Origin of the sequence: Micromonospora qiuiae, assembly GCF_016863555.1 — a bacterium.
In the GTDB taxonomy this organism is placed as follows: Bacteria; Actinomycetota; Actinomycetes; order Mycobacteriales; family Micromonosporaceae; genus Micromonospora; species Micromonospora qiuiae.
On the sequence record NZ_BOPC01000064.1, the window covers coordinates 1 to 11,859 of the forward strand.

The following is an 11,859-nucleotide window of genomic DNA, read 5'->3' on the forward strand; positions in this document are numbered from 1 at the left end:
GTAAGACGATAACGGTTGTCATTTGCGGCGGCTAGGTCGGTCCCCTGGGGAGATCGAGGCCCGTTACCGCCGCAGCCCCACCGACGCCCAACTGCTGGATTCCTACGACAAACGCCGCTACGACAAGGCGATCACGCTGCTGCGCCACCTGCGCGAGGCGTACGCGGCCACCGTTCACCCGATTCGACGCGTACCTGCAGGAGTTGCGGGTGCAACACAGCCGCCGGCCGACGTTCCTGGCCAAGCTCGACGCCGCCCGCTTTCCCTCCGGCCAGTAGCCGGTAGGGTGTGCGCCCGTGGCGGGCCGCATCGACGTTGAGGCGTTTCGTGCTTCGACCCCCACCGCAGTGGGTGGACAGCGGCACGGCTGCTGACCGAGAGCAGCGTTGGCGAGTTGGAGTCCGCCGATGGCGCTGCAGGTGTCGGCGTACGAGTTGATGTGGCCAGTCCGGTACGACCAACCGTACCTATCTGGGCACTCTCCCGTACGCCGACAGCGAACAGCTCTACGACGCGCTCGGCGCGGCCAGCGTCGACATGATCATCGATGATCGGTACGAGCGGGCTGGCGTGAACTTCCAGGATGCCGGGCTGATTGGTATCCCGCGGCGATCGACGGTGGGCAAGCGAGGCCTGGCCGCCGGTATCGTGGAACTGGCGGACCGGCGTGACCACCCAGGTGCTGCTGGACCAGGTGGTGTCGCGCGCGTGCAGGCGGCGATCGCCGGATCCGACGACCGGTTCAACGACCCGAAGACGTCTGCGATGTACTCGGTGCGGCGGCTCTCGACTCGGCCCGCCAGAGCAGGATCGTCGCCGCGATACCGCCCACGAGCACGGCCAGAGCGCCCACGGACTGGCTGGCTGCCAGCCCTTGACCGAAGGCGTCGCGCACCTGGGCCGACAGCGCGTCGGCGTTCGGACTCGATGCCGCCTGCTGCATGGCGTCGGTGAAGGATTGCTTTCCTGCTTCCTGCAGCGATGCCGGGATCCGGGCGACGAAGAAGCCGGTGAGGACGGCACCGAGGACGGCGACGCCCAGGCCGTTGCCGAACTCCTGGATCGTGCTGCCGACGCCCGATCCGGTGCCTGCTTTGGCGACCGGAAGCGCGCTCATCAGGGCGTTGGTGGCCACCGGCCCGGCGACGCCCATGCCGAGTCCGACCAGGATGAGGCCGAGGAAACTGCCGACGTACCGTTCGACCGGGATAAGGCTGATCACCAGTAGGCCGGCCGCCACCACCGACATGCCGGCCAGCAGCGCGCCCGGCGCCTTCAGCATTTTCAGAAGCAGAGCGCTGAGCAGCGCACTGCTGAAAAGCATGCTGATCGCTAGTGGCAGCATGCGGGTACCGGCCGCAACCGGGCTGTAATTGAGCAGCATTTGGAAGTGCTGGGTGAGGACGAACAGCGAGCCGGCCATGCCGAAGCTGGCCAGTAGGCCGCCCAGCACCGCGGCGCTGAACCGAGTGTTGCGGAAAAGCGCGAGATCGAGCATCGGCGCTTTCTGCTGCAGTTCCCAGAGGATGAAGGCCACCAGGGCCAGGACGCCCACAGCGGCGAGCATCTGCACGGCGGTGGAAGTCCAGCCATGGGTCGGCACAGTGGTGATCGCCCACACCAGGCCGACCATCGCCACCACTGACAGGCAAGCGCCAATCCAGTCCAGCCGCTCACCCTTTGTACCGCCGGTATCCGGGACCGTCACCGTCACCGCGACCATGCAGACGACGCTGATCGGGACGTTGATGAGGAATACCGTGCCCCACCACCAGGTTGCGATCAGGAAACCGCCGAGTACCGGTCCTCCGGCAGTGCCAGCTGCCGCCACGGCCATCCAGATTCCGATCGCCTTTGGCCGTTCTTCCTCGCTGAACGTACGCATCGCCACGGCCAGGGTGCTCGGCATCATCAAGGCCGCGCCCAGTCCCATCACCGATCGTGCGGCGATCAGCTGCCAGGGCGCCGACGAGAATGCTGCGGCCAGAGAGGCCACCCCGAACAGCATCAGCCCGGCCATCAGGGTTTGCTTCGGTCCCCAGCGGTCGGCTGCCGCCCCGCCGACCAGGACAAAACTCGAGAGCGCCAGAAGGTACGCACTGACCGCCCACTGAGCCTGTGCCACGGTCGCCGGCAGATCTGTCATCACCGATGGCACGGCGACGGTGAGCACCGTATTGTCGATGACCACCATGACCAGGGACAGGCACAGGACGGCCATGATGAACCATCGGCGGCGATCCACTGACTCAGTCGGACTAGTCACTACACGCTCCTGAAGAATGTCGCTCCGGCGTCCGGCACTGGGCCGGTAGTCGTTTGGGGCTTCGCACCGGCCGGCCGGAAACGGCCCCACCGGCGCATCGCGGGCAGCTCGATGAGGCGGTGCAACGCCGTCGCGAGAATCAGGCTGACAACGAAGCCGGCCAGCACCAGCAGGGTGCTCTGCCACAGGCTTGGCCGACGTCGGCACCGAGCCCAACCAACAACATGATCAGTACGAGGTCGTGCACCAGATAGAACGCGAACGGAGTGTCGCCGAGAAAGCGCATCGCGCGGCCGGCCAGCATCGTGGACCGACCCGCGGCGCCGGCCGCCGCCAGAGCGGCCACCAGCAATCCCAACTGCACGGCCGCGACCGCGGAGGCCATGAACAACATCGGTGCGAAGAGCCCAGCGACGTAGCCGACGATGGTCAGCAGCGCGGCCCAGCGCACTGGCAGGCCGATCCATCGGCCGGAATTCATCGAGCGGATTTCCGCCGAGACGGCCGGCAAGCCGGCGCGCCCGGCGAACAGCCGCGATTGCTGTCCCGCCGCCCGATCTTCGTCGGCTGACGGGACAGCGCATCACAGCACAGTCTCGGCGGTCGGTTGCGCATTCACTCGCTTGCTGATCCACGAGTCGATGGCGTCGACCGCCGTGGCCACCGGCACGCCGTCGGCCCGGTGTCCGTTGCGGAACACGACGGACACCGTTGCGTCGCCGTCTCCTGCCAGCAGCACGAACGGGACCAGTTGGGCGGAGTGCTTGGCCAGCTTGTCCGGTACCGAGGCGTCCGAGAGGTCGACCTCGATGCGGATATCCTTGCTCCGCAGCGCCTTCGTCACCTCTTGAAGATGTGCCGCCTGCTCGCTGCCTCTCGCTAGGACCGCCACCTGAACCGGAGCGAGCCAGGCGGGGAAGGCACCTGCGTAGTGCTCGGTCAGGAGGCCGACGAAGCGCTCGATCGAGCCGAACAGCGATCGATGGATCATCATCGGCTGCCGGGAAGCACCGTCGGCGCTGGTGTACGTCAAGCCGTCAAGCTTCGGCAGGTTGAAGTCCACGAGCAAGGTGGACAGCTTCCACGACCGGCCGAGGCTGTCGACCACGTGCACGTTCAACTGTGGGCCGTAGAACTGCGCGGCGGCGGGGGCCTCGGTGACGCGGACCCCCGCCGCATTGCCAGCGGCCGCCAACGCCTCTGTGGCGTGTGCCCACTGCTCGTCCGTGCCGACGAAGTACTCGTCGTTACGGGTGTCCAGCACCAGGTGCAGGTCCGCGAAACCGTATTCGCTCAGCACCTCGACGACCGAGGCGAGCAGTGAGCGAAGCTCGTCCCGCAGCTGCTCGGGCGTGCAGAAGATGTGGGTATCGTCCATCGTCGTCGCGCGGCTGTCGAGCAATCCGCGGACGGGCACCGGCTCGTAGCGGTGGATAGTGGCCATCTCGAACATTCGCAACGGCAGATCGTTGTGCGACCGCTCCCGCGAGGTGTATATCAGGTTGTGGAACGGGCAGTTCATCGGCTTCAGCAGATAGTCCCGGCCTTTACCGAGCACCGTTCCACCCTCGTCGGACTCCGCATCGAAATGCATCGTCGGGAAGATCTTGTCGCGGTACAGCTCTAACGGCCGGGTTCCGCCGATCAATGACGCGTGGGACAGGTGCGGAGTGTAGACGAACTCGAATCCGTCCTCGAAGTGGCGACGGCGCGAGTTTTCCTCCACCTGGCGGCGCAGCACGCCACCTTTGGGGTGAAACACGGGGAGCCCGGCCCCGACCTCGTCGGGAAAGGTGAACAGGTCTAGTTTCCGGCCAAGCTCGCGATGGTCGCGTGCCCGCACCGCGTCGAGCAGGCAAAGGTGGTCGGCCAGCACCTCGGGCGACTCGCACGCGGTGCCGTGGATACGTTGCAGCTGCCTCCTTTCCGTTCCTTCCCAGCACACCTGCTCTGATCGGAGCAGCGTGACGGCCGGGATCGCGGATGTGGTGGGCACGTGCGGGCCACGGCTTAGGTCGCACCACACCTGCTCGCCGGAGTTCGGAGCGATGGTGATATAGATTGCGAGGTCACCTTCGGTGGCCATGACACCGGCGACGTCGACGGCACTGATGCCGGACCCGACGCGGGGGTTGCCGGTCTCCCGCAGGTCCAGCAGCTCCTGCTTGTACGGCTCGCTCACGAGTACCTGCCGGGCCTCGTCGACCGAGTCGATCACCCGCCGAGTGAAGCGCTGCCCGGCGGCGATGATCTGTTTCATCTGCTTCTCGATTACCGCGAGATCCTCGGCGCTGAAGGGACGCTGCAGCTCGAAGTCGTAGTAGAAGCCATCGACAGTTGGTGCGCCCAACCCGAGCTTGGCGTCCGGGAACAGCTGCTGCACGGCCTGTGCGAGCACGAGTGCCGCGGAGTGCCGGACCACAACGAGTCCGTCGGGGCTACTCGCCGGCACCGCCTGGACCTGGGCGTCGACCTCCGGCGCCCACTCCAGGTCGTGGAGTCCGCTGTTCGGGTCCCGCACGATGACGATCGCGTGCGGACCCTCAGTCGGCAGACCGGCCGCCCGGACCGCAGCCCCCGCTGCGGTCCCCGCCGGTACCATCACCTGTTCGGCAGGCGCTGACAGGCTTGGGACATACATGATTTGTCCTCCTTTGCGGACGGTCTGCGGTTCATCGGAGTCACGTGGCGCGGGCCCGTCGCGCGATTTCCCGCCGCGATGCTCTTCCTAATTCTGGCCGTCGAATTCCACTAACTCGATATGCTCGGCGGCCCCGAGTCGAGGCACCACTGCGTTCACCTGAAAAATCCAGTGGGATGTGAGACTGGGCGGTAGGACCGTATAATTCCGCCGCCGCGTAGAATATATGATCGGCAATGCGGTTACATGCAGTTGAGTAGTGGAATGGCCTGGTTGTGGCTCGCGGGACCGAGAAGCGGACGCCGCCGCAAGTGGCGTTCTCCGTGATGCCAGATACGTTCGACAGGCTCATTTCTGTTGCTCTCTTCATTGGTCATGTCGTTCTCCAGCCAGTGGCAGGTGAGATGGCATTCAGCATTGTCGGACTGTGGAGCCGATGTCAAGAAACAGGCACGTCGGGGCCGTTGACAATGTGTTGACAAAGCATTGAGGTGATCTCGACAAGGATCTGAGACAGGACGTGGGGCCTCGGTAGGCAGGTTCTTGCGACGGAATCTGATCTACCAGGTCGGACCCCACGTGATTGCCTATCGTGCCTCTGATCTGCGACAACTTCTCCCCACACAAGCACCCCAAGGTCCGCAGCTCTCGCTTCCCTAGGACGATGCCCTATCTGTTTCCGCGGGGCCTGTCACCTGCTCGTTCCTGTTCTGCCACGAGATATGCCGAAAGCGCCATCAGACACACCAACAGTTGCCGACAGCATGAGCTACGGGCGTCACGCTTCGTGGTTCCCGCCAAGCCTCGACCGCTGCCTCGGGGGATCACATCATGACAGCCCCGCGACCTGCTGTTTGAGCATCGCCGCGACGTCGTTCCACTGTCTATTCAGATAGAAGTGCCCGCCGGGGAAAACGTGCAGGTCGAACGGGCCCGTGGTGTGTTTCGCCCACGTGGCCACGTCCTCGGCCGGGACATGGTCGTCCTTGTCCCCGGCCAGGGATACGACCGGGCACGCCACTCCGATGTCGTCGAGCCGGTAGGTCGACAACGCCGTATAGTCCGCGCGCAGGGCCGGCAGGAAAACCGTGCGCATGTCCTCGTTGTCCAGCAGCCGCTCCTCGGTGCCGTCCAGCGTAGCGATCTCCGCGATGAGATCGTCGTCGCTCGCCAGGTGCGGGAGGTCATGCGGCCGGCCGGCCGGCCGCATGGCCGAGGGGAACAGGGTGATCGGCTCGATCCCGTTGGCCTCCAGTCGCTTGGCCAGCCCGAACGCCAGCAGCGCGCCCATGCTGTGCCCAAACAGCGCCACCGGTCGGTCGTCCAGCGCGGAGTGCACTGCGGCGAACGCGCCCTCGGTCAGCGCCGCGAAGTCGCGGATGCACGGCTCGTTGAAGCGGTCCTGCCTGCCGGGATACTGCACCGCCAGCACCTCGACCTCCGGGAACAGCGACTTCGCCATCGGCTGGTAGTAGCTCGCGGTTCCACCGGCGTGTGGGAGGCACACCAGCTGCACCGCCGCGTCGGGTGCGGCCCGGTAACGGCGAATCCACCTGTTTGGCTCGTTGGCCATGGTTCCTCGCTTCCCTGTCGTAGCCATCGCGCCTGGAAACCGGGCCGGGATCCTCCAGAATCGCCGGCGAGATCAACCGATGGCATCGGCGTTCGCCGCCGTAACCACCCATCTGCGCCCTCCTGCAGCCGATTCCGCGCCCCGCCTGGTGCCAGCCCGGTCAGGCCTTGTGCTCGGGCAGCAGCCGCTCGTTGGGGTAGTCGGTGGTCCACATGCCGGGGCTGGCCGTGCGGATCGCGCTGATCAGGCTCTCCACGTCCGCCATCGTGTTGTAGACGCCGAAGGACGCCCGCACGGTGCCGACCACGTCGAGGCTGTCCACCAGCGGGATGGCACAGTGCACCCCGGTACGGACCGCCACGTTGTGCTCGTTGAGGTGGTTGCCGACGTCGTACGGGTGCATCCCCTCCACCACGAAGGAGACGATGCCGCCCTTGTTGCGCACCGGGTCGCCGAGCACCCGGACGCCGTCGACCGCCGACAGGCCGATCGCGGCGGCGACGGCGAGGGCCGCGTCGTGCTCCACGATCGAGTCCCAGCCGAGCGAGTCAAGGAAGTCGATCGCCGCGGCCAGGCCGACCGCACCGGCGATGTTCGGCGTGCCGGGCTCGAAGCGGTACGGGGCCGGCATCAGCAGCAGATCCCGATCGTACGAGGCGTCCAGGACGCTGCCGCCACCGAGGTGATGCATCGGCATCTGGGTCAGGTGCTTTCGCTTGGCGTAGAGGATCCCGACGCCGGCCGGACCGTACATCTTGTGGGCAGAGAAGGCGTAGAAGTCCGCGCCGATCGCGCGGACGTCGACCGGCCGGCGGGAGATCGCCTGCGCGCCGTCGATGAGCACCGGTACGCCGTGCCGGTGGGCGACCTCCACCAGCTCGGCCACCGGGTTGACGGTGCCCAGGACGTTTGAGATGTGGGTGATGGCTGCCATCTTCGTCCGGGGCGACAGGTGACACTCGAACTCCTCCGGCGACACCGGCACCCCGTCGGCGGCCGGTACGACGACCAGCCGGGCGCCGACGCGCTCGCAAAGCTGACGCCATGGCAGCATGTTGGAGTGGTGCTCCATCCCGGTGATCAGGACCTCGTCACCGGCTCCGACGACGCTCTTCCCGAAGGTCCGCGCCACCAGGTTGACGCTCTCCGTCGCGTTCTTGGTAAAGACGATCTCGTCGACGTCGGCGCCGATAAACCCAGCGGTCCGCTCGCGCGCCCGATGGTGCAGCTCGGTGCTGGTCAGGCTGAGCCGGTACATGCCACGGCCGCCGTTGCTGTTGGACGTGGCGTAGTAGTTCGCCATCGCGTCGATGACGCTGCGCGGCATCTGGGTGGTGGCCCCGTTGTCGATGTAGACGATCGGCTCCACGTCGGGCTGCTGGAAGAACGGGAACTCGGCCCGTACCTTCCGGGCCCACTCGTCGTTGGCGGTGTGTTCGTCGACCGGGAGATTCATGGTGTTGTTCATCAATGGACTCCATCACGAGATCAGGCTGGGGACCGGTGGGACGGCCGGGCGGGCGGGGGCCACCCGGGGCCTTGCGCTCAGGCCGCGACCGAAAAGGCGGCGGCGGTCGGTTCGGCGTTGTCGCGTCGGGCGATCCACGAGCCAATCGCCTCGACCGCCGCCGCCGCGGGCACGCCGTCGAGCTGTCCGCCGTCGCGGAACCGCACCGACACCGTGCCGGCGGCCTGCTCGCCGTCGCCGGCGAGCACCAGGAACGGGACGAGCTGGGCGAAGTGCGCGTCGACCCGCGCCGCCGGGTCGCCGTCGGACAGGTCCAGGTCCACCCGGACCTCAGCGGCCCGCAGCGCGTCCGCCACCTGCCGTACGTGGCCGACGGCCCCGGCGGCGGTGGGTATGCAGGCCACCTGCACGGGCGCCAGCCAGGCGGGGAACGCGCCGGCGTAGTGCTCGGTGAGGATGCCGAAAAACCGTTCCACCGACCCGAACAGAGCGCAGTGGATCATCTGTGGGCGCTGCCGGCTGCCGTCGGGGGCGGTGTACGCCAGCGCGAAGCGTTCCGGCAGGTTGAAGTCGACCTGGAGGGTGGAGAGCTTCCACGGCCGACTCCGCGAGTCGGTGGCCCACACGGCGATCCGCGGGCCGTAGAACTCGGCACGGCCGGGGTTGAGCACCAGCGGCAGAGGCGTGCTGGCCGCAGCGGCCCGCAGCGCGTCCGTGGCGGTCGCCCACTGTTCGTCGGTGCCGAGGTACTGGGCGTCGTTGCGGGTGGTCATTTCGAGGTGCAGGTCGGTCAGGCCGTAGTCGCGCAGCATGCTGAGGACGAACGCGAGCAGGCCGGCCAGCTCGTCCCGGAGCTGCTCCGGGGTGCAGAACACGTGGCTGTCGTCGTTCGTCATGCCCCCGGTGGCGGTCAGCCCGTGCATCGGGCCGGGCTCGTACCGGTAGATGGTGCGGATCTCGAACATCCGCAGCGGCAGCTCCTGGTGAGAGCGGGACCGGGACCGGTAGATCACGTTGTGCAGCGGGCAGTTCATCGGCTTGAGGTAGAAATCGCCCGGGGCCGCGGTGCCGTGCTCGTCCACATTCAGGTCGAAGCGCATGACCGGGTACATGTAGTCGCGGTACCACTCCAGCGGACCGCAGATCTGGATGAGCTCCGCGCGGGTGAGGTGCGGCATGTACACGAAGTCGTAGCCGGCCTGCTGGTGCCGGCGGCGGGCGTGGGCCTCGATCTCTCGCCGCACCACCCCACCCCTGGGGTGGAACACCGCGAGGCCAGCGCCGACCTCGTCCGGGAAGCTGAACAGATCCAGCTCCGGTCCGAGCCGGCGGTGGTCGCGCCGCCCGGCCGCCCGCAGGTCGAGAAGGCGCAGCTTGTACGGCTCCCCGGCGAGCTCCTGGCGGGCTGCGTCGACGGAGTCGAGGGTACGGCGGGCGAAGGTCTGACCGGCCCCGTCGATCTGCCGCATCTGCTTTTCCAGCAGGGCGAGGTCGTCCTCGGTCGGCGGGTGGGGCAGGGCGAGGACGTGCGCGGCCGAGTGCCGCAGCACCGCCCGTCCGTCGTCGGTGTGTGCCACGACCGGTTCGACCTCGGCCGCCACGTCGGGCGCCCAGGCCAGGTCGCGCAGCACGCCCTGCGCGTCCCGCACGACGACGGCGGCCTCAGGTCCCTCGGTGGGCAACTCGGCCTCGGCAACGGCACCGGCCACCGGGTGGTGCGCGGGAACCACCACCCGCGCGGGGCGGGCGGACTGATCGGACAGCGGTGCGGACACGGGCGCCCTTCTTGTCGTGTCGGGTGGCGTGCCGGCGCCGGCGCCGAGCTGGGCCACGATGGTGGTGAGGACCGGCAGGGGGGTGCCGAAGTTGAGTCGCACGAAGCCGGCGCCACCAGTGCCGCACTCGGCACCGTCGAGCGTGCCCACCCCACCGTGCTCCGCGAGGTGGCGGGCCGGGCTGGTCCCGCCGAGGCGCAGCGCCCGGCAGTCCAGCCACGCCAGGTAGGTCGCCTCCGGCGGCGTGTAGCCCACCGCTGGGGCGTGCTCGCGCAGGAGCTCCCCCAGGCGCCACCGGCTGCGGTCGAGGTAGCTGCGCAGCGCCGCCAGCCAGGGCCGGCCGTTCCGGTACGCGGCGACGGCGGCGACCGCGCCGAGGGTGGCGGTGCCGTCGAGCGCGAGTCGGTCGAGCCGGGACCAGCGCTCCCGATCGGCGTCGTTGCTGAGCAGCACCTGCGCGCACTTCAGGCCCGGCATGTTCCAGGCCTTCGACGCCGAGGTGGCGGTCAGCGTGTGCCGGGCCGCGGCGGGCGTCACGGTCGCGTACGGGACGTGCCGGCGACCGGGTAGGACGAGTGGGGCGTGGACCTCGTCGGCGAAGACCCGTCCGCCGTGCCGCTCGACCACCGCGCTGATCGCGGTCAGTTCGTCGGCGTCAAAGACCCGGCCCGTCGGGTTGTGCGGATTGCAGAGCAGCAGCAGCCCTCCGCCGGCGGCGCCGAAGGCCCGCGCCAACCGGTCGGGGTCGAGGTGGTAGCGGCCGGCGGTGCGGCTCAGCTCCACCTCGACCACCTGCCGGCCGAGCAGCTTCGGCACCAGCAGGAACGGCGACCAGGCCGGGGTCGGCACGATCACCGGCCACTCGGGCGGGGCGAAGTGCGCCACGCCGATGTGCAGGGCCCGTACCACGTCGGCCACCAGCCGCACGTCGGCCGGGGCCACCGCCCACCCGTACTCCTCGTGCTGCCACTGCGCGCAGGCGAGGCGGGCCTCAGCCTCCAGCGACGGGGTGAGATACCCAAGGACCTGCCGGTCGACGGCGTCGCGGAGCGCGGCCGTCACCGCCGGCGCGGTGCCGAAGTCCATCTCCGCCGCGCCGGCGCCCAGCAGGTGGGGGCCGAACTCGGTCCACTTGTAGGAGCCAGCGGCGCGGAGCGAGGCGATCGTGGGGTCCTCGAAGCCGAACGGCTCGACCGCGACGGCGTCGTGCGGGGCCATCCCCCGTCAGCCGTGTGTTGGGACCAGCAGTTTGACCTCCATCGGGAGGGTCTCGTGCGGGGCGATCGAGTCGTACGCGTAGGAGACGTGGCCCTCGACCGCCGCCCGGCGGGTGAAGAGCACGAGCATGTCCCGGCGCGCCGGGACAGACACATCCCGCTGCTCGATCGTCGAGACGCTGTGCTTCCGCTCGTGGTCGACGATCAGGATGCTGTCCAGGAAGTGACGATGCTGCCAGCGACCGATCGCCAGCTCCGGGTTCACGTCCGACCAGCGGGTCGCGTTCTTCTCCCGCATGTCGTGGATCTGGGTGACCGCGCTCTCCTCGGACATGTTCTCGCTGCCCAGCAGGATCGTCATGGTGTGGTCCACGCCGTCGCTGTGCACGCCCTCGAGCGCCGGCTCCCCGGTGAGCTCCTGGGTGGTGATCGTCCGGGTGTGGAACGCGGTGCAGATCCACCGGTCCGCGTCGTAGTCGAGGCCGGGACGGTGGACGATCTCGACGTCGTTGACGACCAGCATCTTGAAGATCAGCAGCGCCTGGAAGGTCGGGTTCTGCTGCGTCTCGTCGTTGATTTCGGCGAAGTGGCGCACCTTGCCCGAGTCGTGCCGCACGAAGTCCTCGTCCGCGGTGAGCACGAACGGCTGGAACTCCGTGCGGTACGCCCGCCCGGCGGCCACGTCGAGGCAGAAGCGGCCGTTGCGTGCCTTGCGGAAGGCCAGCGTCGGGTCCGGTGGCAGGCCCTCGGTCACCCGCTGGAACGCCGCCACGCTCTCCGGTGTGGAACCGAACGCCGAGAGGATGCGGATCAGGTGCTCACCTCGGACGAAGGCCGCCCGGTCGCGGACGTACCGCTCCTTGATCTGAGCGATTTCGGCCAACGCCTCGTCCAGGTCCATGTCTGTCATCGCGATCCT

The 11,859-nt window shown here is 68.2% G+C and carries 7 protein-coding genes and 2 pseudogenes; 1 reads left to right on the forward strand and 8 read right to left on the reverse strand.

All coding sequences use genetic code 11. The features are described from left to right. Positions 1-471 precede the first annotated feature (471 nt). Positions 472-657: pseudogene (locus tag Vqi01_RS31665) on the forward strand (His/Gly/Thr/Pro-type tRNA ligase C-terminal domain-containing protein); the annotation flags it as partial. Between the two features lie 85 nt (positions 658-742). On the opposite strand, the gene Vqi01_RS21765 reads toward Vqi01_RS31665, so the two are convergent. The 8 genes and pseudogenes from Vqi01_RS21765 to Vqi01_RS21800 all read right to left on the reverse strand — a co-directional run bounded on the left by Vqi01_RS21765 (position 743) and on the right by Vqi01_RS21800 (position 11,850). Continuing rightward, positions 743-2,245: an MFS transporter gene (locus Vqi01_RS21765; RefSeq protein ID WP_239098569.1), complete on the reverse strand. Its 1,503-nt coding sequence runs from the start codon at positions 2,243-2,245 to the stop codon at positions 743-745. A 160-nt stretch (positions 2,246-2,405) separates the two neighbouring features. Continuing rightward, positions 2,406-2,777 (reverse strand): hypothetical protein, encoded by a 372-nt coding sequence (locus tag Vqi01_RS21770; protein WP_204036685.1) that lies wholly within the window; start codon positions 2,775-2,777, stop codon positions 2,406-2,408. A 72-nt stretch (positions 2,778-2,849) separates the two neighbouring features. Continuing rightward, complete coding sequence (thrS, locus tag Vqi01_RS21775; RefSeq protein ID WP_204036686.1) at positions 2,850-4,907, reverse strand: threonine--tRNA ligase; 2,058 nt, start codon at positions 4,905-4,907, stop codon at positions 2,850-2,852. A gap of 829 nt (positions 4,908-5,736) precedes the next feature. Then, positions 5,737-6,480, reverse strand: a complete 744-nt coding sequence (locus Vqi01_RS21780; protein WP_204036687.1) for a thioesterase II family protein — start codon at positions 6,478-6,480, stop codon at positions 5,737-5,739. A 160-nt stretch (positions 6,481-6,640) separates the two neighbouring features. Then, complete coding sequence (locus Vqi01_RS21785; RefSeq protein ID WP_204036688.1) at positions 6,641-7,948, reverse strand: aminotransferase class V-fold PLP-dependent enzyme; 1,308 nt, start codon at positions 7,946-7,948, stop codon at positions 6,641-6,643. 77 nt (positions 7,949-8,025) lie between these two features. Further along, positions 8,026-9,723: an aminoacyl--tRNA ligase-related protein gene (locus tag Vqi01_RS31670; protein WP_372444399.1), complete on the reverse strand. Its 1,698-nt coding sequence runs from the start codon at positions 9,721-9,723 to the stop codon at positions 8,026-8,028. Positions 9,724-9,813: 90 nt separating this feature from the next. Next, a pseudogene (locus Vqi01_RS31675) lies at positions 9,814-10,941 on the reverse strand (MalY/PatB family protein); the annotation flags it as partial. Positions 10,942-10,947: 6 nt separating this feature from the next. After that, positions 10,948-11,850: a 2OG-Fe dioxygenase family protein gene (locus Vqi01_RS21800; RefSeq protein WP_239098571.1), complete on the reverse strand. Its 903-nt coding sequence runs from the start codon at positions 11,848-11,850 to the stop codon at positions 10,948-10,950. Positions 11,851-11,859: the final 9 nt, after the last annotated feature.